This window comes from Acinetobacter sp. Root1280 (assembly GCF_001425285.1).
Taxonomy (GTDB): Bacteria; Pseudomonadota; Gammaproteobacteria; order Pseudomonadales; family Moraxellaceae; genus Acinetobacter; species Acinetobacter guillouiae.
This window is the reverse complement of the sequence record NZ_LMED01000012.1, coordinates 135,589-161,508: the sequence shown is the minus strand read 5'-3', so window position 1 is coordinate 161,508 and position 25,920 is coordinate 135,589. Positions and strand designations below refer to the sequence as shown.

Below are 25,920 nucleotides of genomic sequence, written 5' to 3'. Positions count from 1 at the left end.
TCCCATTGCTACATTAATGGAAGTGGTTCATTTTTCTTCATATATTGGAAAAATTCTAAACATTTTTGCATTCTACGACCATCACTGCCAAGTTTACCCAAATTAAAGTTTGCGACCCAGTTGAGTTTATTGCCTATACGGCAAATTTCGTTGTATTTTGATTTACTTGGATAAATTTCTCCGATAAAAATATCGCAAGCTTGGGCAAGCTCATCATCATTAAAACGGAATGACGTTGAGAAAATAAAACATAACCAATCTCTAATTTGACAGGTTTCTAAGTCCAGTACTTCCCCTGGATCAGTTTCAAAGTCAATAAAAGTAAATGCTTTGTCCTTATTGACTAAAATATTCCGTGCAAAGGCTTCACTCAAATAACTATCTTTGTGGTGGACAGCTTGAATGGCAAAGATTGCTTCACGATAAAACTCTAGTTTTTTAGCAGTATTTCCTTCCATTTGTGCCAATGCTTGATCGAGTTGCATGACATCTTCACCATGATCAGCAGCATCTTCAATCAATAGACCTTGTGAACAATTGGCTAAAATTTGTGGCGTTGGAATACCTAATGAGTTTAATTCTGTCAGACGATGAACTTCACAATAAATCGATTTGCTTCCACCATAATTTGGAATAGGCGTTAGTGCTTCAATATTCAGTATACGTGCAACCCATTTTAATGGGACATAAATCCAAGCCGAGTGGCGTTCAGAGGCTTTTTTAAGCCACACTTTGCCATCATCCAATTGATAAGACTGAATATTTTGGTCTTGAATTTTAAGTGAGTTGCGGAGAAATTTAGAAAAATTACTCATATTTTGCACGTATAAGATTACTAAATTGGCTCAAGTATAAACAAAATATAATAACTTGTAAAAATTAAGATTGATTTAATAATTTAATATTTAAATTATGACAAAAATGTAATTCTTTGAGTGATAAATATAGCTTCGCCTCACTTCATTTAGCATTTTAGATTAGAATGAAAAGAGATGAATTGTTAAATAAACGAGAGTGATGACTAATGAGCTTTTAAATATATGATGTATTTTTAGAGTCGCATTTATAATAAAATAATGTTGTGCGATATATCGTTTAGCAATTTAGGATCGTTATCTGCTAAATTTTTTATAAAAGATACGATACATAATTAAATTAAAAGTAAAAATAATCCAGCCTGTCCAAAGGTTATGGCTAAGGAAATGTGCACCACGCATCATTTGCCCCCAACCTGTAATCAAACCAAGTGCTAGACCTAAGACTAAGAAAAGATAAGCAACTTTAGAATTTGATCGTCTAAATACAAAAAAACCTGTAAGCAGTGAAAAACCTGTACTGGCGTGGCCACCAGGAAAGCAACGTCCGTTGCTTGCTGAAAAATCCCAAACATAGCCTAAAGCAGTTTGCTCAGTCATAGACCAAGGGCAGGCATGGGCTGAGTGAGATTTTAAAATGCCAATCACTGCGGTGGATAAAACACTGACAATAAATAAATAGCCCAATTGCCATTGATACGCTTTTAATTTCGCAACTTTAAAAGATGCAATCCATGAAATGAATACCACAATATAAAAGGCAATGACAATATGTTTAAGCAGTTTGTGATTAATTTCAATGAGAAACCAATTGTTTTTGAGTGGGAAATGACCAGTACTATCTATCCAAGGTTGGATAAAATACATATCGATTGCACCACCAACAGGAAATACAAAGAACAGTATTAAAAATAGTATTCCAAGCAATAAACTATTTTTTAGGAAAAATTTATTTGAGTCGGAATACGGCATGAGATGAGTCACTCAATTTAATCATTTTAATCTGCGCTTATTAGAAAAAAATAACCTTAAATTAGACTTAATTATTAAATAATGAGTAGTATTATGATTAAGTGGCAATATAAAAATTAAAATATCTATGATTATTTCAAGATCAATGTTTTGAATATTTATTTTAAGGACTAACTATTATATTTTAAAATTGTATTGCGAAAATTATTTTATTGTCATTTCGATACAATAAAAAAGCGGCTGAAAAGCCGCTTTTTTATAGCGTAAAAATGTATAAAATTAAAACATGGTATTAGAAATGATTAAAACATTGCATCTTCAGAATTTGCAGAAATTTTATGAATGGATAAATCCGCACCACGAAACTCTTCTTCTTGTGTTAAACGAATACCCATAGTGGCTTTAAGTATGCCGTATACGGCAAACCCACCTGCTAAGGCCAGTAAAATGGCAAGTGAGGTACCAATAAGCTGAGACATCAAGGATACTCCGCCGATTCCCCCCAACCACTGCTGACCAAATATGCCCACAGCAATACCACCAAATGCACCACAAACACCATGTAATGGCCAAACCCCAAGTACATCATCAATCTTGAGTTTATTTTGTGTGTATGTGAACAGTTTAACAAACAGAAAACCTGCACAGATACCAATAAATAAAGCGCCAATTGGGTGAACAACATCAGAACCTGCACAGATTGCCACTAAGCCTGCTAAGGGGCCATTATGTAAAAAGCCAGGATCTTCTTTTCCAAAGAAATTTGCAGAAAGCGTGCCGCCTACCATTGCCATGAGTGAGTTCATTGCAACTAAACCTGAGATTGCATCTAAGCGTTGAGCACTCATGACATTAAAGCCAAACCAGCCAACAATTAAGATCCAAGAACCGAGCGCTAAGAAAGGAATAGAAGAGGGTGGATGCGCACTAACGCGACCATCTTTTTTATAGCGCCCATGACGTGCACCGAGTAGTAAAACTGCTGCAAGCGCAATCCAGCCACCCATCGCATGGACAACAACAGAGCCAGCAAAATCATGGAAGCTTGCACCAAATGTATCCGCTAACCACTTTTGCAGGCCGAGATTACCATTCCACGCGATCCCTTCAAAAAAAGGATAAACCAGTGCCACTATAAATAAAGTTGCAATAGCTTGAGAACGCATTTTGGCACGTTCTGCAATGCCGCCAGAAACAATGGCGGGAATTGCTGCAGCAAAGGTCAAAAGGAAAAAACAACGCATCAAATTGTAGCCATGCTCAGTTGAAAGCGTAGCGCCTGTATGGAAAAAGTGTTGTCCATAGGCAATATAATAACCAACAAAGAAGTAGGCGATTGCTGAGATTGAAAAATCAGTAATGATTTTACTGAGTGCATTGACTTGATTTTTATGGCGAACTGTTCCCAGCTCTAAAAAAGCAAAGCCAGCATGCATAGCGAGTACAAGCACTGCGCCAAGCAAGAGAAAGAGTAGATCAACGTTTTGCATATACGATTCTTTTTGGTGCTATTTGTCACAAATTGGTTCAAGTATAACCAACGATTTGAATCCGTGAAGCGTTTGGCTGTATGAAAAAATAGATCAACAATTTCAAAATATTATTAAGACTCGATATAAAGCAAAAGTATGCACTATATTGGAATTTATGCACTAACTTGATGCAATAAGATATTCTGGTTTATTTTTAAGGTACTGATAATTATTGATTTTTATTTGTTGTGTTTCACCTTAAACCCAGGCAGTCAAATTTTAATCTAAAAATAAACCGATAAAATGTTTTAACTAAAATTAAAAAATAACTTAATGATCAATTTTTGGAAACACCCAGATTGCAAACTTGATTTTTGTATTCGAAACGGTTTCTTTGAAATTTTTGACCGTTCCATCTATACACAGCAAAGCATTTAGTTGAGTCATTGATGGCAATATCTGGCCAACCATGTTTTCCTAAAGTAGATAGAAATTCAGGCGTCCCATGACTGTTAAATATTCTCACCCATTGTTTATTGGTCTGTTGGGTAACAATATAAAATCCAATTCCTGTGTTTGCGTAGCAACCGACACCACCATCGACTATAACGGCATCAGGACGACCATCTTTATTGAGGTCACCATAATAGGAGATATTGCCAAGGCTACAGCGGCTTTCCCAGCCAAGATTGGTTTTTTGAAACTTTGCGCTTTTAAAAATTTGTATTGCCGTTTCCTCAGGCACTTGCGGAGCCGCAGCATAATTAAGCGAGGCCAAAAATAGTAATAGAACACCACTGCTGAATATTATTATATTTTTCATCATCATATCGATTATTTTGTGATTGAATTAACATTATTTTAAAAATATGTATTTTTATCAAGCTTTTGTTGTCATGCTATTGTATTCATCTTCTGGTTTAAGCCGTATCTTAGGGCTATTTCACTTATATCATTATAAATTTCAAATGGTTGGTGTATTATTGTGTGATTTAATGAGTTGTAAATAAATGTTTAATATAAAATCAATTTGCGATTAAACGATCAATGAAGTGTATAAAAATGATGATGTCTAAAACATATTCCAATTTTTTAGTGTATTTAATAGTGCTCTTTGGTTTCTGTCTATTTGCTGAATCAGTGAGTGCGCAATCCAACCAATATAAAATCTATAAATCTAAACTGTTACAGTGTGGAGAAGCAACTTTTCAAGTTATTTCACAATGTTATAATTCTAACGAAGGTGCAGAGTCAGGTAGTGCGGGTCCTTTTCGAGCATTATGTTTATCCAGTCAATTAGCGGTAAACTGGAAAGGTCAGCAAAAGATACTGAATTTTCCAATGGCAACAGCACAGCAGAAGAAAATATTAGCAAGTAAAGGTTATGCTTTAAAACCTCAGATCAAAGTAGGGGATTGGTCACCACAAAGTTTAGCTTGTGGTCAAGCGGCTGGTATTGCGGGGCATTTTGTGGTGGTCAATCAGGCAACCACCAACGATATTAATCAAGAATATCACGGCAAAGGTTCATTGAGTGATGAACCCATTTTGCTGAATTTAAATGGGACTTTTACCAGTGAAACACTTAAAGCAAAAATCTATGCTTTATTAAAGCAAGACCAAGTGAAGATTTCTAAAGTCATTGGTGCAAATGCAATTTTTGCGGATGAAAAATAGATTTAACAAAGATAAATCCGTTTAATTTTGTCATCTGTTAAGAAAAAGGCAGATGCAGCACAGGTTTCTTCGAGGACATTGACTGAAACACCATCACCTTTAAACTTTAAATAATATTTAGGGTCAATCTGTTCGTTAGCAATAATATCGCCATTTTCTCCAAAGCGATATTCTTCATCGACATAGATATTTGTTTTAGGTGCGACTTCGAACTTAGCAAAAATATTTAAATCATCATCTTCTTCATTATTTTGATAATAATAAACTTTATCACTGTCCGAAATACGGAATTCAAATAGATATTTCATGCCTTTTTTATTGGGATTCTTTAAGACTTGGAACGCATCTAGTTTTCCATCTCCATCAAAATCGATGAGTAATGGCTTTTTGAGATATGTCGTATCGACTAAATAACCTTGAGGGAGCTGTGTTGGATTATTGACGAGGTGGTCTGGCTCTGGCTGAGCAGGAATCACAATAGGTTCTGCTTTGGTTTGAACATGTTGTGGCGTTTCTTGTTTGGTTGGCTTGCTTTCTGATGAGGTGCTGGGTTTCTCATGACATCCCACGAGAAAAATAAGGGTGATGCATAATAAAATTTTGTTTTTCATAGAATATGAATCATTCAATAATTTTGAATGTTGAAGATTCTATCTTAAAAATTGATTTTTTGATGCTCAATGTCCTAAATTGGATATATAGTCATGTGTTTTATCACGTGCCAGTTTGCTGTCCATACTAATTCATCACCACAATGGGGAATATTTTGAACACATCAAATTCTGATCAAGCTTTATCTGTCGTGATTACAGGAGGTACACGTGGAATTGGTTTTGCTTTGGCAGAAGCTTTTTTAAAGTTAGGTTGGTCTGTGATGATTTCGGCACGAAATGCAGCGCAGTTAAATCAAGTTGTTGCAGACTTTACGCAACGCTACGCACCAAATCGAATTTATGGGGTGGCTTGTGATGTGGCTCAATATGAAGATTTACACAATTTATGGGAAGAAACAGTTTTAAAGTTTGGTCAGGTCAATGTTTGGATTAACAATGCTGGTACCTGTAATGCAGCAAGGGCATTTACCGAGATTGCTAGCTCAGACTTAGAAAGTGTAATCAAAACCAATGTGCTTGGAACAATGTTGGGTTCGCAAGTGGCTTTAAAAGGAATGATGCAGCAAGGTTTTGGGCAAATTTTTAATATGGAAGGTTGGGGCAGTCGTGGCGAGTGGAGTGCGGGGATGACTCCTTATGCAACCAGTAAACGAGCAGTTGCTTATCTGAATCATGCTTTAAATAAAGAAACCAAGAATAGTGATATTTTGATTGGAACGCTCAGCCCCGGAATGGTGGCAACAGATTTATTGATTTCTTCTTGGCAACAAGGTGAAGTTAAAAACTGGCATAAAATGAAATGGTTATTTATGTTTGTGATTGACCCACCTGAGCAAGTGTGTGGTTATTTGGCGCAACGAATCAGCAAGAATAAGAAGAGCAATGCGCGTATTGTCTGGATGACACCATGGCGTTTGTTACTTCGATTTTTCCAACCTTATTATTGGAAAAGAAATCCTGTACAGGGGACAGCTTTGGATCAGCTTAAGGAATAGTGATTCTACTGTTATGCATTATTGCAATGATATTTAAAGAGCAGACCTCTCGCTAACCCTCTCCTGAAAGGAGAGGTAACTTCATTGTGTATCAAATAACTATTAAATTCTCAAAGAGTGTTTCTTCCACATTTTGGGAAAGATTGAGGTGGTGGAGTTTATGCAAATATTTTAGTTGCCTCTCTATTTAATCCTATGTTGAAAGGAGAGAGAAACCTATTGTGTATCAAATAACGATAAAATTAGTAATGGAAGTCCCCTCTCCCCGTGGGAGAGGGTTAGGGAGAGGGAGAATAAAATGAAGCTAAACCCCAAATTATTAGAATACGCTAAATCTATGCGACACGATGCCACAGATGCCGAACATCTTATGTGGCAATTTTTACGAGCTCAACGGTTTATGAGTTTAAAGTTCCGTCGTCAACATGTGATTGAGCCTTATATTGTTGATTTTTACTGTCATGAATTGGACTTAGTGGTTGAGTTGGATGGTGGTCAACATAATACAGATGTGGGCGTAGCTTATGATAATGGAAGAACTCAGTTTTTAGAGGTTTTGGGGCTTAAAGTTATTCGTTATTGGAATGATGATGTGTTGAATCGGAGTGAGGTAGTATTGGAAGATTTGTGGAATATCTGTATTGAATTGAAAGACACCTCTCCCTAACCCTCTCCTGGAAGGAGAGGAAACTCCATTGCGTATCAAATAACTATTAAATTCTCAAAGAGTGTTCTTTTCACATTTTGGGGAAGATTGAGGTTGTGGAATGTTAGGCACACATTTTTAGTTGCCTCTCCCTAACCCTCTCCTGAAAGGAGAGGGAGCTTCATTGTGTATCAAATAATTATTAAACTCTCAAAGAGTGTCTCTGCCACATTTTTGGGAAGATTGAGGTTGTGGAATTTATGCACACATTTTTAGTTACTTCTCTTTAACCCTCTGCTGAAAGGAGAGAAACCTATTGTGTATCAAATAACTATTCAATTAGTAATGGAAGTCCCCTCTCCCCGTGGGAGAGGGCTAGGGTGAGGGTAATTCTTGAAAAATTAGAGTGTATCAATTCGCTTTATTTTGCTAACTGGTCTTTAAGTTAAATGGATATGAAATTGTTGAATGCTGTACGGAAAAACATCATCAATCGAATATTTCTAAATCACCTTTCATTATGAGCAAAATAAACTCTTCAAAACTATTACAAACTTTATTATGCGTATTACAGATTTCATAAATGCCGAATTCATTGCCATATTCATCTAGTTTTACTGCATATGCAGTCATCCAGAGTAAGAATTCAGAGAATACAAAACAATTTGCATGAGGAAAGTTTTCAATCCCTTTTAAATCTTTTACAGGTCTAAATTCAGCTAAAGAAAAGAAAGAATAGCCCTCATCACCAAAATTGGCTTCACCTGTACCATTGAAAAAAATAAAATATTCTTTAAAAATTTGTGGAAGTCTAACTCCGTATTTTTGTTCAAATTTTAACGTTTCTAACAATGTAGTCGGTTGATTGATACGTATATTTTGATTGATGAAATGTTGTTTTAATTTTTGAATAACCATAATTATTTTACTCAAAAAAAGAAGGAAGCTTAATTAAGCTTCCTTCTTTAGAGGCAAAATTGCAAGCTTAGCTTAAAGCGCTGCAATCTGTTCCATATTGGCTTTAATCTTGGCTAACTGATCTACAAATTCAGCAAGTTTAACTTTTTCACCTTCAACAACAGCAGCAGGTGCTTTAGCCACAAAGCCCTCATTTGCAAGTTTAGAAGCAATTTGGTCATGCTGTTTTTGAACTTTGTCTAAGTCTTTTTGCAAACGAGCAAGTTCTGCTTTCGGATCAATCAAACCTTTCATTGGAACAAATACAGACACATGACCAACGACAGAAGATGAAGACAACGGCGGTTGCTCAGCATCTGCTAAGAAGGTAATGCTTTCAACTTTAGCCAAAGCCTTAAAAAGTGGTTCAATACGTGCAATTTGTGCTTTTTCAGCATCAGTGGCGTTTTGAAGCAATACAGGTAATAAACGTGCATTACCTAAGCCCATTTCGCCACGAATATTACGTACAGCGCCAATCAAGCCTTGTAGCCCAAGCATATCTGCTTCAGCCTGATCATTGATACGTTCAGGATTTGGAACAGGGTATGGCGCAAGCATGATGGTTTCACCACCAATACCAATCATTGGTGCAAGGGTCTGCCAAATTTCTTCAGTTAAGAATGGCATGATTGGATGCGCAAGACGTAAAGATGCTTCCATTACAGAAAGAAGGACACGACGAACTTCTGCTTTACGCTCAGCCGATACGTTTTCATCATTCAGTACTGGTTTGGTCAGTTCTACATACCAGTCACAGTATTCATTCCAGATGAACTCATAAATCGCTTGAGCAGCCAAATCTAAACGGTAGGTTGCAAACGCTTGTTGAACGGCAGCTTCCGCTTTTTGTAAACGGCTGACAATCCACTGTTCAGGAAGTTCCCAAAGATCTTGACGGATTTCTTGACCAATTGGCTGTTGTTCACAGTTCATCATCACGAAACGGGTTGCGTTCCAGATTTTGTTGGCAAAGTTACGGTAGCCTTCAACACGTTTCATATCGAACTTAATGTCACGACCTGTATTGGCAAGTGCACAGAAAGTAAAACGAACCGCATCTGTACCGTAAGCTTGAATACCTTCAGGGAATTCTTTACGCGTAGATTTCTCAATCTTTGGTGCATCTTTAGGGTTCATTAAACCAGTAGTACGTTTTTGTACTAAGGTTTCAAGATCTACACCATCAATTAAATCTAATGGGTCAAGTACGTTACCTTTAGATTTAGACATTTTTTGACCTTCACCGTCACGAACCAAACCATGTACATACACAGTTTTAAATGGAACTTGCGGTGTGCCATCTTCATTTTTCATGAAGTGCATGGTCATCATGATCATTCGGGCAACCCAGAAGAAAATGATGTCAAAACCAGTAACCAATACATCCGTTGGGTGGAATGTATTTAAGAAATAGTTTTCTTTATCTTTTGCTTCATCACCGGTCCAACCCAGTGTAGAGAAGGTCCAAAGACCTGAAGAGAACCATGTATCCAGTACATCTTCATCTTGGTTTAATTCAATATCAGCGGCGATATTGTTTTTTTCACGAACTTCTTCTTCAGAACGACCAACATAAATGTTGCCTTCTGCATCGTACCAAGCTGGGATACGGTGACCCCACCACAATTGACGAGAAATACACCAATCTTGAATGTTGTTCATCCAAGCCATATACATATTGCTGTATTGTTCAGGCACAAACTTAATATCGCCGTCTTTTACTGCTTTGATTGCAGGCTCTGCAAGAGGCGCAATCTTGACATACCATTGGTCGGTCAATAAGGGTTCAATGATCACACCTGAACGGTCACCACGTGGTGGTTTCAGCGTATAGGGTTGAATTTGGTCTAACCAACCTTCAGCTTCAGCTTGTGCAACCAATTTTTTACGTGCAGCAAAGCGCTCTAAACCAATATAATCAGCTGGTGCTGGGATGGTTTTAGAAATCGCTTCACCAGCTTTTGCGATAAACTCAAAATCAGCTAAAACTTCGGCATTTTTGTTGAAAATGTTGATGATTGCGAGTTCACAACGTTTGCCCACTTCATAGTCATTGAAGTCATGTGCAGGGGTGATTTTTACACAACCTGTACCGAATTCTTTATCGACATATTCATCTTTAACAATCGCAACCGCACGACCTGTAATCGGCAGGATAATATTTTTACCAACAAGGTGTGCATAACGTTCGTCATCTGGAGCAACTGCAACAGCAGTATCACCCAGTAATGTTTCTGGACGGGTTGTTGCAACCACTAAATAATCGTGACCGTCTTGAGTACGTAGAGACTTATCTTCAAAGAAGTATTTGAAGTGCCACAATGAACCTTGTTCTTCTTTATCTGATTCAACTTCTAGGTCTGAAAGTGCAGTTTGTAGTTTAGGGTCCCAGTTTACCAAGCGTTTGCCACGGTAAATCAAACCTTGTTCATGCAGTTTTACAAATACTTCTTTAACAGCATTTGAAAGGCCATCATCCATGGTGAAACGTTCACGTGACCAATCTACAGATGAGCCAAGGCGACGAATTTGACGGGTAATTGTACCGCCAGATTGTTCTTTCCATTCCCAAATTTTGTCGATGAACTTTTCACGTCCTAAGTCATGACGACTAATGTCTTGAGCTGCCAATTGACGCTCAACCACCATTTGCGTTGCAATACCCGCATGGTCAGTACCTGGTTGCCATAAAGTATTTTTACCAGACATACGATTGTAACGTGTCAAGGCATCCATGATGGCATTGTTAAAACCATGACCCATGTGCAAGCTACCCGTGACGTTCGGTGGCGGAATCATGATACAGAATGAATCGCCTTTACGAGACGGTTGGAAATAACCTTTCTCTTCCCAAGTCTTGTACCATTTTTTCTCGATCTCGGTAGGATCGTAGGTTGTAGCAATATTTTGCGCTGAATCAGTCATAGTAAAAACAGATCAAAAGTAAGTAAAAAATTGCATTCATTGTAGCAAATATTCATTAGGAATGTTGATTCCTGTTATGGCATATTTATCTTGAATTAAATGCAGCAATCAAAACATGAGAATACAAGATGCATTTGTTGTTTTTATCGATCTTAAATATGACAAATGTTGGATATTGTGGGGTTTTAACTGGGTCATATTTACAAATACGTGTTTTAGGTATTTGATTTATTGAAAGTATTTGTGATTGATATTCAACAAATAGCAGTAGTTAAAGACAATGCAAGATATTTCAAGTTTTGCTAAGATCAAAATTGAATAGGACAAAACAACAAAAGGACACATAACAATGCAGTATAAAATCGATTTATTGATTAAACAGCAGACGTACCAAGAGTTAAAAAGCATTACCCAAAGTTTGAATCATGGCGAAAAAAGAGATCTGGCAAAACAATTAGGTAATGTCTTTACGGAAATGTCATGCCAAGTGCTGGATCAGGTTTTTGGAACCTTACTTGATGAACAACGTAAAAATGATGCACTAGATGCGACAGGGAAGAAAAAGCTCAAAGAAGCTGAACAGATTTTTGATCAGATTGAAGGGGCATTAAAAAAATATATGCCGTGGTCAATTTCCTTTTTTAGTAATGATCGTCTAAAGCCTGTGGCAAACCATATTCTTAAAAAGTTTGAAGATTCAGATGCAACTGAAGTGGTGATGTATTACCAATTAGACCGTAGCTTAGGGCAAGAAGCGACTAGCAATATTCAAAAGGTCATTCAAGGGGATACCAGTGCTTTGCCTGTGACACTAAAAAATTTGGTTAAAATTATTGACCTCGGTGTATCAGAATTTATCCGTGACCCTAAGACTTTGTTAAAATTTAACTTTGTGGTCGATAAAACCTTAAATGGTGTGATTAATATGATCACCAGTACTGGCTATAAACGCTTAGAAAAAGTTGGCGATGAATACAATCCTCGCAATGTAGAAAAGGCGCAACATTATGCAGAACATTTTAAAAAGTTTTTAGTTGAAGGTTAGTTTTTAAAAGCAAATCACTTGATTGATTTGGTGGGTCACGTGGTCTAATATTTATTCACCATATTCAAGAGCATAATAAAATGGAAAGCTTAGAAGGAAAGGTGGTTTGGATTACAGGCGCATCTTCAGGGATTGGTAAAGCCTTGGCTGCTGAATGTGCTTTACAAGGTGCACAAGTGGTTTTAAGTGCAAGACGTTTAGAAGAACTTGAAAAAGTTCGTATAAGTCTTCTTAACCCAGATCATCATATTTCTGTGGCAATGGATATTACCGATGAAGCACAAGTACGCCATGCATATGAACAAGTCTTAGATGAGAAAGGGCGTATTGATTGGTTGATCAACAATGCGGGTTTAAGCCAAAGGGCACTGATTGCTGATACCACAATGCAAACTGAACGTGCGATTATGGAAATTGATTACTTCTCTCAAGTGTTTTTGACCAAATTGGTTTTACCAACCTTTTTAGCTCAAAAATCTGGGCGAATTGCGTATATTTCTAGCGTTGCGGGCTTATTGGGGACGCAATATCGGGCATCTTACTCTGCAGCAAAAGCAGCGATTCATATGTGGGCAAACAGTTTACGCGCAGAAGTGGCACAAGATGGTGTTAATGTTTCTGTTATTTTCCCTGGTTTTGTAAAAACCAATGTATCTTTCAATGCCTTAAATGGTGCAGGAAAAGCACAGGCACATCAGGATGAAGCCATTGAAAATGGATTAGAAGCTGATGATTTTGCGAAGAAAACAGTTTCCGCTTTATTAAAGGGTCAAGAATATATTGTCGTGGGTGGGCGTAAAGAAAAATTGGGTGTGTTGGTTTCTCGTCTATCACCATCGACACTTTATAAAATGATTCGCAAGATGAAAGTAAAGTGATTGAAAATTCATAAATTTTGCCTGTATTGATAAGGCGTTTATACATTGTCTAAGCGCTTTTTCTTAATATGTTCCGTCTTTATAAGCACAAAAAAAGATGTTAAATCTAATGAAAATAATTTTTAAAGCCATCAGTCTACAATTCATATTGATCAGTGCCGTTTATGCAAATATTTGTGATGATACTCAAGTTGTTGCGCAAATATTGAAGCAGGCTAAAATTGTAAAGCTTGAACAGTCTTTAATCGACTGTAAACTCGATCCTGTTGATAATTCAAATATGATCATGGCCTATGCCCAATGGATTCCTGTAAAAGGACACCCAGAAGAAGGGAATTATGCTTTAGACTTATTTAAGTTTAATCCAAAAAATTTAAAGGTGATTTATCACTATGCTGTTGCAGAACGCATGGTTTCGGATGCAATTAGCTTAAATTCAATTGAGCTGGATACAGCAAATTATAAAGTCACTGATTCAAATCGAGCTTTGGGTCTAAGATTAAATTACTCAGGTCACTCACAGCCCTTTCCTTTTTCTATGCAACTTTTAAATTTATATGACCTTAAAAATAAACAACAAATTCTGGACAGCTTGATTGTGACACGTAATCGGGCAGAAATAGATATGAATTGTAATGCAGATATTGAAGAACGCGCTTCTACCTTAGTCATGCAGTCAACCCAAACCAAGAAATATACGGATATTTTGGTCAATAGCAAAATTAAACGCTACCAGACGCAAGTGATAAACGAGGATTGTCAAGAAGTTAATCATCACTCGTCGCAACAACGGTTTGTTTTAAAATTTGATGGGAAAAAATATCAATTTCCTAAAAGTTTTAAAGATGAATATCAGTACAGATAGGCAATATAAGCAGTTGGATAGTAATGCTGATTATTAAACATTCATCTTCTCGTTCGCGAGTAAAAATAGCAGTGAGCTAAAAGATGAATGTTTTTAAAATAACAGGATATTTGAAAGGGTAAAAATCGAATGCTTAATGTATTTTATTGAAGTCGTTTAATAACAATTCAGCATTTTTGCCTCTTAATTGCCATGACATACAGCGTACTCCACCGCCCATATGGCACACTTGTGCAGAGTGAATTGGAATGACTGTTCGTTTGGTTAGACGACGAATTTGCTGTAATGCCAGTGCATCTTGTTTAATACCAAATTGCGGAAAATAAATATGCTTAGGCGTGACCAGCATATTGGTATATAAACCACAAGCTGAACCAAATTTCTCATCATAAATTTCACTACCATCATAAGGTGTGGTGATTTCATGAATTTTGATATCTGGAATACCGCGTTTTAAATCAATTTTTAACTGTTTGGCGTAGTCGGGGTCTTCAGGATAGGTGTTAATCACTAAAGTATTCTGATCTATAAAGCTTACGACACCATCCGCATGTTCTAAACCACCTTGTTCATCCGCTTCAATAAATGCAATATGTTTAGCGCCCGTTAAACGGATCAGCTGTGCTCTAGCTTGGTTTTCGGTTAAATGATTGTCAGCTAAGAACTTGGTGCTTAACACAACATTGCCATAACCATCTTCAACCCAATTACCGCCATCATTGAGCAGTTGAGTCTGGGTAAATTTTAAACCAGCTTTTTGACTATAGGCTTTAAAGTCTGCTTGAACATCATCAGAAATGGCTTGAGCTTTTTTGGTTCCACCTTGTCCTGCTGCGGTATAACGAAAAAGAACAGGTTGATTGGGATTGGCACTGCTAAAATCACGCATCCAAATATCTTGCATAGGCGCGATGGTGACATGCTGTTTACCCAATGCTTTGACATAATCAGGGTAAAGTTGTTGATCGGTTAAGATCATCACATTGTCACCATTTTGAATAATTTTCTTTGCATAATCGACGTGGAAATCAAAGATATCATCGATTTTTTCTGCATAGTACTTATCCTGACTTTGTGGCGAAGCCAATACAATCAATTCTGCATTTATTGTGAATGGAAGCATAGACAGTAATCCGATACTTATTTTAAGTGCTAAAGCTTTCATGATGTCTAACCTGTTCATGAAGTTAAGATTCTTTCATTTTTGTTATGGTCACGGTATTCCCAGATCTTTACATCACCAGAATACAAAACCAGAAAGTCCAACAGCGATTATGTATTCTGATGAAAAAATCATGATGATTATTTAAAAAAGTGGAGTGAGATTAAGTTGCTGTTCCGTAGGCAAACACTTCAACCATCCCACCTTGCATACCGAGTTCTGTAGTACTTAAACGTAAGCCCATGATATGCGTTGCTCCAATATTTTCAGCTTCCTGTTTTAATCTGACAATCGCTTCTCGACGTGCGCGATCGACGACACTCTCATAGGTGGTTAAACGACCACCAAAGAAGTTCTGAATTTGCGCGATAATATATTTAAAATAATCATGTGAAATCACCACATTACTACTGATGAGTTGTCCATGCTTTTCAGAGACTTGGAACTTATTGGTATCAATCCGAATATGAGCAAGTCGTTGTTCATTGTCTGCCAATTCTTTTAAATGCTTTTGTTCGATAAAACGTCCAAACCCCCAGCCAATAAAAAACAGAACCAGTGTGAGCCCAATTTTAAAAATTAAACCATCCATCTGTTTCGCCTATTTTGAAAATGGGTCAGGAAGTTGTGTTGTGGTCGGTTCAACAATGACCGCAGTACCATAGACAAAAAGTTCTGAAGCACCTTGCGCAATATTAGACGTAGAAAAACGGATACCGACAATTGCATTGGCACCTAAAACACGTGCTTTTTCAATCATACGATTCATGGCTTCTTGACGTGATTCTTCTAATAATTCGGTATAGCCTTTGAGTTCACCACCGACAATATTTTTTAGACCAGCCATAAAGTCACGTCCGACATGTTTACTGCGGACCGTGCTTCCATAAACGACATCAAGCTGTTGCTTTATGACATGTGCTGGAACAGTTTCTAAATTACTGAGTTTCATTTTAAATATTCATTGATGATGTCTTGCTTTAAACATAGGAAATTATCCATCAAAAAGCAATAAAAAAAGCCCACCGAAGTGAGCTTTGATCATCAAACTGAGATTAACTGACTTTTTTATCTTTTGAATGATATTTCAATTCAGATGAAGAGGCTGGTTGTGCAATTTGATCCGCAGTGTTGGCTTTTAGACCACCACCAAGGGTTTTATAAACTTCTACCTGATTGTTTAAGTTTGCTTGCTCTAATAGCAATAAACCTTGTTCAGCAGAGTAAGAAGTACGTTGAGCATCTAAAACAGTTAAGTAACTATCAATACCTGCACGGAAGCGGGCATTTGAAAGTTTATACGTAGTATTGGTTGCATCAACTAAACGTTTTTGAGCAGAAAGACGATCACCAATATTTTGGCGAGTCGCTAATGCATCATTGACTTCACGGAAAGCAGATTGAATTGATTTTTCATAGTCAGATAACGCAATTTGTTGATCTGTTTCTGAAATCTTAATGTTCGCTTTACGTGTGCCCCAATCCCATAACGGAATATCAAGACTAGGACCTAAAGACCAAACGAAAGCACCTGATTTAAATAAATCACTTAAATCAGTAGATGCATAACCTGCAGTACCCGTCAAACTGATGGTTGGGAATAAGCGTGCTTTCGCAGCACCGATATTCGCACCAGCAGCAGAAAGTTGGTATTCAGCCGCTTTGACGTCTGGACGGTTGTTCAGCAAGTCACTTGGTAAACCAGAAGCGAACGCAGCATTTGAGGTAATACGCGTTACACGTTGTGTTGGCAATAAGTTGTCTGGAACTGATTGTCCAACAAGCAGATTTAGCAAGTTCTGAGCTTGTGCAATTTGAGTCTTATAATTGGCAACATCATTACGTGCGGTTTCAACAGAAATCTGAGCCTGACGAACAGGCACTTCACTGTCGATACCGACATCAAAACGTTTTTTGTTGAGGTTATAAGAGTCAAGCTGCGCTTTTAATGTTTGGTCAGCGAGCTTAAGTTGTGCGCTGGCAAAAGAGTAATTTAACCAAGCTTGTGCAACTTGACTAATTAAGCTGATTTGCGTTGCATCACGCGCACTTGCAGTCGATAAATAAGTATCAAGCGCATTGTCTTTTAAACTTTTTACCCGACCCCAGAAGTCTAACTCATAAGCAGTTACACCAAGACCCACATTATAACGTGTTTGAGCACCTACACCTTGATCCTGACGTAACAGACCACCACTTGCACCAATCGTTGGTAACTGATTGTTTTCAGTGATTTGATAGGCTTGTTGAGCACGTTGAATGTTCAATGTTGCTGTACGTAAATCACGGTTATTGGCTAAAGCAAGATCAAGCACTTGAAGTAAGCGTTGATCTGCAAAAAACTCTTTATAACCTTGTTCAGCAATAGATGTACCACCGTTATTTTGAATATAACCTGTTGGTATGTTCGCTTGAGCTACGGGTTCTGGGCCACGCATGCTTTGACAAGCTGTCAAAGCAAGCGCAAGTGCAGATACCGCAATGCTACGACCTGAAATAGACCATACTTTTTGCATCACGATTTATGCTCCTGAATATTTTGATTTTTAGGTTTGTACTTAAAGATACTACGAATCCATACGAAGAACACAGGAATAAAGAAGATACCTAAAAGTGTTGAGCTAATTACACCACCTAATACACCATAACCGACTGAGTGTTGGCTACCGGCACCAGCACCGCTTGATAAAGCAAGTGGTAATACACCGAAACCGAACGCTAAGGTTGTCATGATAATTGGACGTAAACGCATTTTTGCAGCATGCAATGTCGCTTCAAACAATTCTTCACCTTGTTCTTGCAACTCTTTTGCAAACTCTACAATCAAAATCGCATTTTTTGCAGACAAACCGATGACTGCAACGATCGCGACTTGGAAGTAGATGTTAAATGATAAGTTAGGATCACCTTTGATGACCATGCCCAACCAGGTTAAAGTAAATGCACCAATAACACCTAAAGGTACGACTAGCAATACTGAAACAGGGATAGACCAACTTTCATATAAAGCTGAAAGGCAAAGGAATACAATAAGCAAAGAAAGAATCAAAAGCGGAACAGTTTGACTACCAGATTCACGTTCTTCTAAAGACAGACCCGTCCATTCATAGTCGAAACCTGTTAAGCCCATAGACGGTAACTTACCAATAATTTCTTCCATGGCAAGCATCGCATCTCCCGAACTTACGCCCGGCGCTGGTGTACCTTGAATGTTCGCAGAAGCTACACCGTTATAACGTTCGAGACGAGGTGAACCATAGGTCCATTGACCTGTTGCAAACGCAGAGAATGGAACCATGGTGCCGCTATTGTTACGTACATACCATTTGTTTAAGTCTTCAGGCATCATACGAGCGTTTGATTCGCCTTGAACATAAACTTTTTTCACACGACCACGATCAACGAAGTCATTGATATAAGAACCACCCCACGCCATGCTCATGGTCGAATTAATATCCGCAATACTGACTCCCATTGCACCAGCTTGCGCTTGATCAATGTTGATTTGATATTGAGGGGTATCTTCTTGACCATTTGGACGAACACCTGCAAGACGTTTGTCTTGAGAAGCCATACCTAAAATAGCATTACGTGCAGCAATGAGTTTATCGTGACCTTGACCACTGGCATCTTTCAATTGGATGTCAAAACCTGATGAAACACCTAATTCAGGCATTGCAGGTAATTGCAATGGCATGATGTATGATGCATCTTTTACAATCATATTCAGTGCCATACCGCGTTGAATAATGGCGCCAATTTGTGATTCAGGTGTGGTACGTTCACTCCAGTCTTTCAATTTAATAAAAGCTAAACCAGCATTTTGCCCGACACCTGTAAATGAGAAACCAGAAACTGTAAAAATAGTATCTACATGTGCTTTTTCCTTATTTAAGAAGTAATCGGTCATGGTTGTGATGACTTTATCTGTTCGTTCAAGGCTGGCACTTGGTGGTAGCTGAACCAACGTCATAACTACGCCTTGGTCTTCTTCTGGTAAGAAAGAAGAGGGGAGCATTTTGTACAGTCCAACTAAGGCAACAATCACAGCAATATAGATCGCACCAGAGAATATCTTATGATGGGTCATACGATTGACACCACCTTGGTATTTCTCTGCTACTTTTTCAAAACTGCGGTTAAACCAACGGAAGAAACGCGCAAAAATGTTATTGCTTGGTTCTTGATTTGGATCATGCTGTTTTAACAATGTTGCACAAAGAGCTGGGGTAAAAGTTAAAGCAACGATTAAAGACAAAACCATTGCTGTAACGAGCGTGATCGAGAACTGACGGTAAATTACCCCCGTAGTACCACCAAAGAACGCCATTGGTACAAATACAGCAGTCAATACGCTGGTAATACCGACCAAAGCACCTGAAATTTGCTTCATCGATTTTTCAGTGGCTTCAACTGGACCAGCATGTTCTTCTTGCATTACCCGTTCGACGTTCTCAACCACAACGATGGCATCATCGACCAATAGACCAATCGCCAGTACCATGGCGAACATGGTTAAGGTGTTGATTGAGAAGCCAAAAATATTAATAACTGCAAATGTCCCAAGTACAACCACAGGAACTGCCATTGTTGGGATAATCGTTGCACGCCAGTTCTGTAAGAACAAGAACATCACGAAGAATACAAGAACGATTGCTTCAATTAACGTATGTACCACACTTTCAATTGAAAGCTTAATAAACGGTGTGGTGTCATAAGCAATTTTATCTTTTAAGCCTTCAGGGTAGTTTTTACGTAATTCAGTGAGGCGTTTTTCTACAGCAGCGGCTGTATCAAGTGCATTTGCACCTGTTGCCAATTTAATTGCTACACCGCCCGCAGGGTTACCATTAAATTTAGAATCGAATTGATAACTGTCTGAACCTAATTCTACGCGTGCAACATCACCCAAACGAACTTGAGCACCAGAAGACGTGTTTTTTAGGAAGATGTTTTTAAATTGTTCAGGTGTTTGCAACATGCTTTGCGCATTGACAGTCGCATTCAGGATTTGACCTTGTACAGCAGGAGCACCACCCAATTGACCTACAGCCACTTGTGAGTTTTGTGCACGAATGGCAGCAGCAATATCACTTGGTGTAACTTGCAAACTGGTCATTTTAGCTGGGTCTAGCCAGATACGCATTGCATATTGACCACCAAAGACTTGAATTTCACCTACGCCTGCAACACGACTCAGTGGTTCAGAAATATTTGAATTTACATAGTCTTTAATGTCAGCGCCAGAAAGGCTGCCATCTGGCGAATAAAATGCAAGTACTTGCATAAAGCTCGCGCCTGATTTGGTCACTTTTACGCCTTGACGTTGTACATCTTCAGGTAAAAGTGCTGTCGCTGACTGTAATTTGTTCTGTACTTGAACCTGTGCAATGTCTGGATCAATACCTTGTTCAAAATTCAGGTTAATTGATGCCTGACCATTACCCGCACTGTTTGATGAGATATAACGTAAACCATCTAGACCATTCATTTGTTGTTCAATGATCTGAGTTACGGTGTTCTCAACAGTTTGTGCAGAAGCACCAGGATAAGTTGCAGCAATTGTCACTACAGGAGGAGCAATTGTTGGATACTGAGCAACAGGCATTTTTGTTAGCGTCAGAATACCCGCCAACATAATTACCAGTGCAATCACCCACGCAAAAATGGGGCGATGAATAAAAAATTGAGCCATATTCGTCTACCCCTTATGCATTTGAAGTAGCTTTTTGTTCACTGGATTTATTTTGTTGAACAGGTTGTGCTGCTGTACCTGGTTTAGCACCTGCTTGTGGTGCAGCCGCTTGAGGCTGATAAGGTTTAGCAACCACAGCTTGTTCTGGTTTTACTTTGGCAATACCATCAACAATCACTTTATCGCCAGTATTTAGGCCTTGAGTGACGATCCAATCTTTACCTTGAACACCTACAGTTGTTACAGGACGGCTTTCAACTACACCTTTTGCATTTACAAGCATCGCGATTGCTTGGCCAGTTGGTGTGCGTGTAATTGCTGCTTGTGGAACTAAGTAAGCATTTGGAATTACGCCTTGTACGATCTGCGCATTGGCAAACATACCCGGCAATAATAAATGATTAGGATTTGAGAAGACTGCACGTAAAGTCACAGAACCTGTGCTTGGATCTACACTAGCATCAGAAAATGCAAGGTTTCCTTCCACACCGTAGTAGCTACCATCTTCAAGTTTTAAACGAACTTTGGTGTTGTTGCTACGATCAATACTACCTTGGCTTAACTGTTGACGTAGACGTAATAACTCAGCACTTGATTGGCTGATGTCTACATAAATTGGGTCAAGTTGCTGAATCGTAACCAAAGCATTGGCTTGGTTTGCAGTCACCAAAGCACCAGCAGTGACTGAAGAACGACCAGATTGACCTGAAATAGGTGAACGAACAGTTGAATAACCTAGGTCAATTTGCGCATTTTTAACAGCAGCATTTGACGCTGCAATATCTGCTTCAGCAAGTTTGATTTGTGCAAGCAAATCATCAAACTCTTGCTTAGAAACAGCATTGATGCCGACAAGTTGACGATAACGATTTGCTTTAACCTGCAAGGCATTTAAGTTTGCTTGCTGACGTACTAAAGCTGCTTTTGCACTGTCTAAGTTTGCACGATTGATACTCGAGTCAATCTCATAAAGAGGTTGACCTTCACGAACAAAACTACCTTCAGTAAACAAACGTTTTAAAATCACGCCATTTGTTTGTGGGCGAACATCAGAGATTTGATACGCTGAAGTACGACCAGAAAGTTCAACACTTTGTTCTACGCTTTGTGGCTGAGCAACAATGACACCAACTTCAGTCGGCGGCATTTTTTGGGCAGCACCACCAGCTTGTTGTGCTGATTTAGGATCTTTGCTGCAGCCTACAAGTGCAATACTTGTTGCGAGAGCACAAGCAGTAAGGGCAGGAGCCCAAAGCTTTGCCGACATCATTATTCCACCTCGTTTAGATTCTTATCTAAAAATAATTTGTTCTGTCTTAACGTTTCTCGTGACAGTATGAGCCATAAAATTGCAGCCCATATGACACCTATACCCCATCCAGTGAGTACATCAGTTGGGAAATGTGCCCCTAGATAAATTCTAGAGCCCCCCATGCTTAGAAACCATAAAAAGCCCCCCAAGCTAATCCATTTAACTTGGCGATGCTTTTGAAATATAAACATAATCGAACAGCATACAATCGCTGCATAAATACTGTGAGCACTAGGAAATGAAGCACCATAGGTTTGCACCATTTGGTAAATTTCATCGGGTCTAGGACGATTGACCAGATATTTGAGTATCCAACCAATTGCCGCAGCACCGAGCAGTCCAATACTAATCATCAGCACATTTGCATATTGTTTTAGACGTATGAAATATAAATTACATAGCCCTGCAATCACGATCATTGACGGTAAGCCGCCCAGATAGGATAGGGTGAGTGCTAGACCATTTAAGACCTCTAAACGGTGTGAACTCATCCATACAACGCTTGAAAAATCAAACTGTTGTATCTGGTTAATGTTTAAACCAACACTCCCAATAAGTAAACCTATACAGCCAATAAGGAGCAATACGTAAGGCATAAGTTAACCTAGAGTATATAAATTGCGTACGTTAAGTTTATTTAATCAACCGAAGTGTACTAGCCAGTACACTTTTTTTCAAGTGAGTAAATTTAGGTAATTTATACTAATTTCTTTTTGTGAAATATTTAACAATTTGCACAAAAAATAACAAAAATCCTAGTGATTTAGTTTGCTTTGTGAGTTTGCCTCATCTTCAAGTTGTAAGGGTTGTTTTGGCGGCCAGAAGAAATCTAGCGGACGGGTAGAAAAATGGGTAAATATAAGTTTTGCCAATGGTTTCCATTGTGAAAAACGAACTTGTCTTGCTCTGAGTGCCACAATAATGGTGAGCGTGAAGCTGACAAATAAGTTGGTCAAACCAATACACAACACCCCAAGGAAAGACACAATGATGAGGCCAATATCAGGTGAACCATTGATGGTCATTAAGCCTTGAATAAAGTTGGCAGCAGCAAACGCAATATGGCGGATATCTAAAGGTAAACCTAAGATAAAACCAATGGTTCCCATACTTCCAAGCATGATCCCAAAGATAAAATTACCCGCTAAAGCGCCTAAGTTTCGCTCTATATAGTCTGCAAACTTGTCCAGTCTGGCTTGTCCCATCATTTTTTTCAATTTTATGTGGGCTTTTAAGCGGGGACCGACTTTTCGATAGACTGACATATTGTCAAAATATCCAGCGATTAATCCTGATAAAAATAAACAAACACCGGCAATTGCTGCATGAGGAACTGCCAATGAAGTAAATGGATTTAGACTGGCGAGTAAGGTTGTGGCTTTAGCATGCGTCAAAAGTGGTTCATGCATTGACAGCTGCCATAGATAGGTAATTAATGCGGCAGTAGGAATCGCAATCGAAATATTTCCCAGAATTGCAATAAACTGGGTCCGAATAATATTAATAATCAGTCCGGCAAGTTCAGCAATTTGCGCTGTTTTTGAACCTTTTTGGTGCTGAACTGTTGATGCAAGTGCGGCCGCTGTCATCGCAGGTTGTTTGGTTGCTACAGTAAAGTGCAAAACATGGATCAGGATAAAACCCAATGAATAATTCATACTGTAGAGAAAAGCATGCAAAAATGGTGCAAGGACTAAACGTGCAGTCAGTATTTTCAGGGTTGCCATGGTTGCAATAATCGCACCTGCACCTGCAGCTGCTTTATACATGCCAAAGAAACCTTTCTTATCGGTACTTACATAATGTTCGCCTGTCTTACTGGCATTTTCAGTGACTTGTAGTGCGATTAACTCACTGTTGGTTTTAAGTAAATCACGCACACTGGTTTCACTATAGTGTGCATTGACTAAGTCCGTGAGCAATTCACCGCAGAGCTGATAACGAATCTGATCATCTTCGACCAGAAGATTGAGTAAGAGTTCAATTCGATCAATACATTGTTCTAGTAGCGAGAGTAAATAAGTCAGGCTTAAGCTCACCCCAATCCGTTTAATTGCTCGACGGATTTTCTGTACCACATCACGACATTGTTCAATCATGACCAATGCTTGGTCTGCATCGGGAGGAATGCCCACAGCAAACTCATCTTCATCGCGATGTTGCTTTTTATATGCTTCTATAAACTCAACAATTTCACGGTTTTGAACTAAAAATGGCGATTCATATTCTTGAAGCTCAGGGTAGGCATTGATAAATTCAGGATATAAGCCAATACCACTGATTCGATAGGAAAGCACCGTAATGGCTTTGACAATATCGCGTTTAATTCCCAATTTATCGTTTTTATAACGATGACCTTGATTGAGTAATCGGAACAATTGTTCCCATTTCTTTTCACTGATATTTTCCAGCCAATATTTATCACTACGCTGGTGAAACACTTTGCCAACCAAATCTTTGAGATCTGATTCGTCTGTTAATAAAGGTAGAAAATGTGCACCAATCCGTTGCCCAAGCTGATTCCAAAAGCCGTCTAAAGATAAAATCCCACTATCTGCATACAATCCTGCTTGTTTATAGTGATTGACCAGCTTGAGTAAATAACCTTGAAATGCAGAAGATGCATTGGGCGTAGTGAGCAGTGCTTGAATTAAAGCATCAAATTTATTTTGACTTTCTTCTAAATTGTGGCTGTCACTGGGTCTGATACGATTGATTAACTCAATTAATATATCAGGATTGGGAACAACTTTTATGCCATCGAGTTGTTCCTGCATAAGGAGGAAAAGATCATTAAATTGTATATGCATAAGCCTTGTTAAATTTTATTGAATTCGATGTAAGGCAAGTTGCGCTAAATTATACAATGCCTGGCGATACTCAGATTCAGGTAAATGATTCAAAGCTTGAATCGCAGCTTGAGTTTCTTCTGTGGCACGGCGACTACAATAATCTAAAGCACCTGAGCTCTGAACAATTTCAATCACACGATCTAAATCGCTTGTTCCACCAGTTGCGATACTTTTACGGATAATTTCGTGCTCTTCACCCTGAGTATTTGCTAAGGCAGAGATTAAAGGTAAAGTGGGTTTACCTTCCATTAAATCATCACCAATATTTTTACCTAATGTTTCAGCATCAGAGGTATAGTCTAAAATATCATCAATGATTTGAAAGGCATTGCCAAAATGACCTGCAAATAAACGTAATGGTTCACGATACTCAGGTTTCCCTGCAATGATGGCAGCACCTTCAGTTGCAAGTTCAAATAAACGAGAAGTTTTACCGTGAATAATATCTAAATAAGTTTGTTCAGTCGTTTCGGGTTGATGCTGTGCTTGAAGCTGTAACACTTCACCTTCGGCAATTTCACAAGTGCCAGTCGAAAAGTCTTTGAGCAAGATCATATTGTCGAGATCAACCAGAAGATCAAAAGCTCGAGAAATCAGAAAATCACCCACCAACACAGCAGTTTGGTTGTTCCAAGTTGCGTTTGCAGTTGGACGGCCACGACGTAAACCAGATTCATCTACAACATCATCATGTACCAATGTTGCGGTATGCAGCATTTCAATGATTGCTGCCAGTTTACGATAAGGGTCCATCTGTAGATCTGTTGCACCACATGCTTTCGCTGCAAGTAGGCACATGATTGGACGCATGCGTTTACCGCCAGCTTCAACAACATGTTTACTGACGGCCATCACTAAAGCAACTTTTGAGGTAATCCCTTCATTAATAAACTTGTCCATTGCAGCAAAGTCGGTTGCAACTGGAGCGAGAATATCTTGCTTAAAGTCGATGGTCATCGGGTGGGAGCCTCATGCAAATGCGTTATAAGTTGCTAGTGTAACAATTAACATGTCTGAATGTTGCTTTTGCAAGCA

General features: G+C 38.5%; 22 protein-coding genes. 6 read left to right on the top strand and 16 right to left on the bottom strand.

Annotation, left to right across the window (positions count from 1 at the left end; all coding sequences use genetic code 11):
* Positions 1-8: 8 nt before the first annotated feature.
* From ASC84_RS10620 to ASC84_RS10605, 4 genes are all read right to left on the bottom strand, one after another.
* The gene (locus tag ASC84_RS10620) at positions 9-815 is read right to left on the bottom strand and encodes a hypothetical protein (protein ID WP_004722609.1); all 807 of its coding nucleotides are present in this window, start codon (positions 813-815) and stop codon (positions 9-11) included.
* Positions 816-1,112: 297 nt separating this feature from the next.
* Entirely contained in the window at positions 1,113-1,787 is a 675-nt protein-coding gene (locus ASC84_RS10615) for a phosphatase PAP2 family protein (protein WP_056514450.1), read from the bottom strand.
* A 302-nt stretch (positions 1,788-2,089) separates the two neighbouring features.
* Positions 2,090-3,277: an ammonium transporter gene (locus tag ASC84_RS10610; protein WP_004722606.1), complete on the bottom strand. Its 1,188-nt coding sequence runs from the start codon at positions 3,275-3,277 to the stop codon at positions 2,090-2,092.
* A 319-nt stretch (positions 3,278-3,596) separates the two neighbouring features.
* Positions 3,597-4,082, bottom strand: coding sequence for a hypothetical protein (locus ASC84_RS10605; RefSeq protein ID WP_056515285.1), 486 nt, complete (start codon positions 4,080-4,082; stop codon positions 3,597-3,599).
* Between the two features lie 239 nt (positions 4,083-4,321).
* Here ASC84_RS10605 and ASC84_RS10600 point away from each other — a divergent pair, with 239 nt between their 5' ends.
* Positions 4,322-4,936 carry a hypothetical protein gene (locus ASC84_RS10600; RefSeq protein ID WP_227515132.1) on the top strand — a complete coding sequence of 205 codons (615 nt, stop codon included), beginning with the start codon at positions 4,322-4,324 and terminating at the stop codon, positions 4,934-4,936.
* Between the two features lie 2 nt (positions 4,937-4,938).
* On the opposite strand, the gene ASC84_RS10595 is transcribed toward ASC84_RS10600, so the two are convergent.
* Entirely contained in the window at positions 4,939-5,547 is a 609-nt protein-coding gene (locus ASC84_RS10595; RefSeq protein WP_056514447.1) for a hypothetical protein, read from the bottom strand.
* Between the two features lie 143 nt (positions 5,548-5,690).
* Here ASC84_RS10595 and ASC84_RS10590 point away from each other — a divergent pair, with 143 nt between their 5' ends.
* Positions 5,691-6,545, top strand: coding sequence for an SDR family oxidoreductase (locus ASC84_RS10590; RefSeq protein ID WP_056514444.1), 855 nt, complete (start codon positions 5,691-5,693; stop codon positions 6,543-6,545).
* Between the two features lie 298 nt (positions 6,546-6,843).
* On the top strand, positions 6,844-7,212 hold the full coding sequence (locus ASC84_RS10585; RefSeq protein WP_056514442.1) for an endonuclease domain-containing protein: 369 nt from the start codon (positions 6,844-6,846) through the stop codon (positions 7,210-7,212).
* A 468-nt stretch (positions 7,213-7,680) separates the two neighbouring features.
* Here the strand turns inward: ASC84_RS10585 and ASC84_RS10580 are convergent, their stop codons facing one another.
* Positions 7,681-8,109 (bottom strand): SMI1/KNR4 family protein, encoded by a 429-nt coding sequence (locus ASC84_RS10580; RefSeq protein WP_056514438.1) that lies wholly within the window; start codon positions 8,107-8,109, stop codon positions 7,681-7,683.
* A 72-nt stretch (positions 8,110-8,181) separates the two neighbouring features.
* Entirely contained in the window at positions 8,182-11,076 is a 2,895-nt protein-coding gene (locus ASC84_RS10575) for a valine--tRNA ligase (RefSeq protein WP_056514435.1), read from the bottom strand.
* A gap of 349 nt (positions 11,077-11,425) precedes the next feature.
* Between ASC84_RS10575 and ASC84_RS10570 the strand changes: the two genes are divergently transcribed.
* From ASC84_RS10570 to ASC84_RS10560, 3 genes are all read left to right on the top strand, one after another.
* Positions 11,426-12,121 carry a hypothetical protein gene (locus ASC84_RS10570; protein WP_004722586.1) on the top strand — a complete coding sequence of 232 codons (696 nt, stop codon included), beginning with the start codon at positions 11,426-11,428 and terminating at the stop codon, positions 12,119-12,121.
* A gap of 80 nt (positions 12,122-12,201) precedes the next feature.
* Positions 12,202-12,999, top strand: a complete 798-nt coding sequence (locus ASC84_RS10565; protein ID WP_056514431.1) for an SDR family NAD(P)-dependent oxidoreductase — start codon at positions 12,202-12,204, stop codon at positions 12,997-12,999.
* 97 nt (positions 13,000-13,096) lie between these two features.
* Entirely contained in the window at positions 13,097-13,864 is a 768-nt protein-coding gene (locus ASC84_RS10560; RefSeq protein WP_056514429.1) for a hypothetical protein, read from the top strand.
* A 133-nt stretch (positions 13,865-13,997) separates the two neighbouring features.
* On the opposite strand, the gene ASC84_RS10555 is transcribed toward ASC84_RS10560, so the two are convergent.
* The 9 genes from ASC84_RS10555 to sdsA all read right to left on the bottom strand — a co-directional run bounded on the left by ASC84_RS10555 (position 13,998) and on the right by sdsA (position 25,842).
* Positions 13,998-15,029 (bottom strand): agmatine deiminase family protein, encoded by a 1,032-nt coding sequence (locus ASC84_RS10555; RefSeq protein WP_056514425.1) that lies wholly within the window; start codon positions 15,027-15,029, stop codon positions 13,998-14,000.
* A gap of 160 nt (positions 15,030-15,189) precedes the next feature.
* Positions 15,190-15,618, bottom strand: a complete 429-nt coding sequence (locus ASC84_RS10550; RefSeq protein ID WP_056514420.1) for a YbjQ family protein — start codon at positions 15,616-15,618, stop codon at positions 15,190-15,192.
* Between the two features lie 9 nt (positions 15,619-15,627).
* A complete protein-coding gene (locus ASC84_RS10545; RefSeq protein ID WP_004722575.1) occupies positions 15,628-15,978 on the bottom strand; it encodes a YbjQ family protein in 351 nt (116 codons plus the stop codon).
* 103 nt (positions 15,979-16,081) lie between these two features.
* Positions 16,082-17,542: a multidrug efflux RND transporter AdeIJK outer membrane channel subunit AdeK gene (adeK, locus tag ASC84_RS10540; protein WP_004722574.1), complete on the bottom strand. Its 1,461-nt coding sequence runs from the start codon at positions 17,540-17,542 to the stop codon at positions 16,082-16,084.
* A complete protein-coding gene (locus ASC84_RS10535) occupies positions 17,542-20,721 on the bottom strand; it encodes an efflux RND transporter permease subunit (protein ID WP_004722571.1) in 3,180 nt (1,059 codons plus the stop codon). Before ASC84_RS10535 ends, adeK begins: the two co-directional genes overlap by 1 nt.
* A gap of 13 nt (positions 20,722-20,734) precedes the next feature.
* Entirely contained in the window at positions 20,735-21,991 is a 1,257-nt protein-coding gene (locus ASC84_RS10530) for an efflux RND transporter periplasmic adaptor subunit (RefSeq protein ID WP_035371662.1), read from the bottom strand.
* A complete protein-coding gene (locus ASC84_RS10525) occupies positions 21,991-22,629 on the bottom strand; it encodes a phosphatase PAP2 family protein (protein ID WP_004722566.1) in 639 nt (212 codons plus the stop codon). Before ASC84_RS10525 ends, ASC84_RS10530 begins: the two co-directional genes overlap by 1 nt.
* Before the next feature lie 159 nt (positions 22,630-22,788).
* Positions 22,789-24,843 (bottom strand): site-specific recombinase, encoded by a 2,055-nt coding sequence (locus ASC84_RS10520; protein ID WP_056514416.1) that lies wholly within the window; start codon positions 24,841-24,843, stop codon positions 22,789-22,791.
* 15 nt (positions 24,844-24,858) lie between these two features.
* Complete coding sequence (gene sdsA / locus ASC84_RS10515; protein WP_056514413.1) at positions 24,859-25,842, bottom strand: All-trans-nonaprenyl-diphosphate synthase; 984 nt, start codon at positions 25,840-25,842, stop codon at positions 24,859-24,861.
* Positions 25,843-25,920: the final 78 nt, after the last annotated feature.

Bases quoted from the DNA above. Each gene is read 5' to 3' on its own strand.
- adeK (WP_004722574.1), bottom strand. From the start codon at position 17,542: ATGCAAAAAGTATGGTCTATTTCAGGTCGTAGCATTGCGGTATCTGCA.
- ASC84_RS10595 (WP_056514447.1), bottom strand. From the start codon at position 5,547: ATGAAAAACAAAATTTTATTATGCATCACCCTTATTTTTCTCGTGGGA.
- ASC84_RS10520 (WP_056514416.1), bottom strand. From the start codon at position 24,843: ATGCATATACAATTTAATGATCTTTTCCTCCTTATGCAGGAACAACTC.
- ASC84_RS10580 (WP_056514438.1), bottom strand. From the start codon at position 8,109: ATGGTTATTCAAAAATTAAAACAACATTTCATCAATCAAAATATACGT.
- ASC84_RS10585 (WP_056514442.1), top strand. From the start codon at position 6,844: ATGAAGCTAAACCCCAAATTATTAGAATACGCTAAATCTATGCGACAC.
- ASC84_RS10545 (WP_004722575.1), bottom strand. From the start codon at position 15,978: ATGAAACTCAGTAATTTAGAAACTGTTCCAGCACATGTCATAAAGCAA.
- sdsA (WP_056514413.1), bottom strand. From the start codon at position 25,842: ATGACCATCGACTTTAAGCAAGATATTCTCGCTCCAGTTGCAACCGAC.
- ASC84_RS10600 (WP_227515132.1), top strand. From the start codon at position 4,322: ATGATGATGTCTAAAACATATTCCAATTTTTTAGTGTATTTAATAGTG.
- ASC84_RS10565 (WP_056514431.1), top strand. From the start codon at position 12,202: ATGGAAAGCTTAGAAGGAAAGGTGGTTTGGATTACAGGCGCATCTTCA.
- ASC84_RS10615 (WP_056514450.1), bottom strand. From the start codon at position 1,787: ATGCCGTATTCCGACTCAAATAAATTTTTCCTAAAAAATAGTTTATTG.
- ASC84_RS10575 (WP_056514435.1), bottom strand. From the start codon at position 11,076: ATGACTGATTCAGCGCAAAATATTGCTACAACCTACGATCCTACCGAG.
- ASC84_RS10525 (WP_004722566.1), bottom strand. From the start codon at position 22,629: ATGCCTTACGTATTGCTCCTTATTGGCTGTATAGGTTTACTTATTGGG.
- ASC84_RS10550 (WP_056514420.1), bottom strand. From the start codon at position 15,618: ATGGATGGTTTAATTTTTAAAATTGGGCTCACACTGGTTCTGTTTTTT.
- ASC84_RS10535 (WP_004722571.1), bottom strand. From the start codon at position 20,721: ATGGCTCAATTTTTTATTCATCGCCCCATTTTTGCGTGGGTGATTGCA.
- ASC84_RS10605 (WP_056515285.1), bottom strand. From the start codon at position 4,082: ATGAAAAATATAATAATATTCAGCAGTGGTGTTCTATTACTATTTTTG.
- ASC84_RS10590 (WP_056514444.1), top strand. From the start codon at position 5,691: ATGGGGAATATTTTGAACACATCAAATTCTGATCAAGCTTTATCTGTC.
- ASC84_RS10620 (WP_004722609.1), bottom strand. From the start codon at position 815: ATGAGTAATTTTTCTAAATTTCTCCGCAACTCACTTAAAATTCAAGAC.
- ASC84_RS10610 (WP_004722606.1), bottom strand. From the start codon at position 3,277: ATGCAAAACGTTGATCTACTCTTTCTCTTGCTTGGCGCAGTGCTTGTA.
- ASC84_RS10555 (WP_056514425.1), bottom strand. From the start codon at position 15,029: ATGAAAGCTTTAGCACTTAAAATAAGTATCGGATTACTGTCTATGCTT.
- ASC84_RS10570 (WP_004722586.1), top strand. From the start codon at position 11,426: ATGCAGTATAAAATCGATTTATTGATTAAACAGCAGACGTACCAAGAG.
- ASC84_RS10560 (WP_056514429.1), top strand. From the start codon at position 13,097: ATGTTAAATCTAATGAAAATAATTTTTAAAGCCATCAGTCTACAATTC.
- ASC84_RS10530 (WP_035371662.1), bottom strand. From the start codon at position 21,991: ATGATGTCGGCAAAGCTTTGGGCTCCTGCCCTTACTGCTTGTGCTCTC.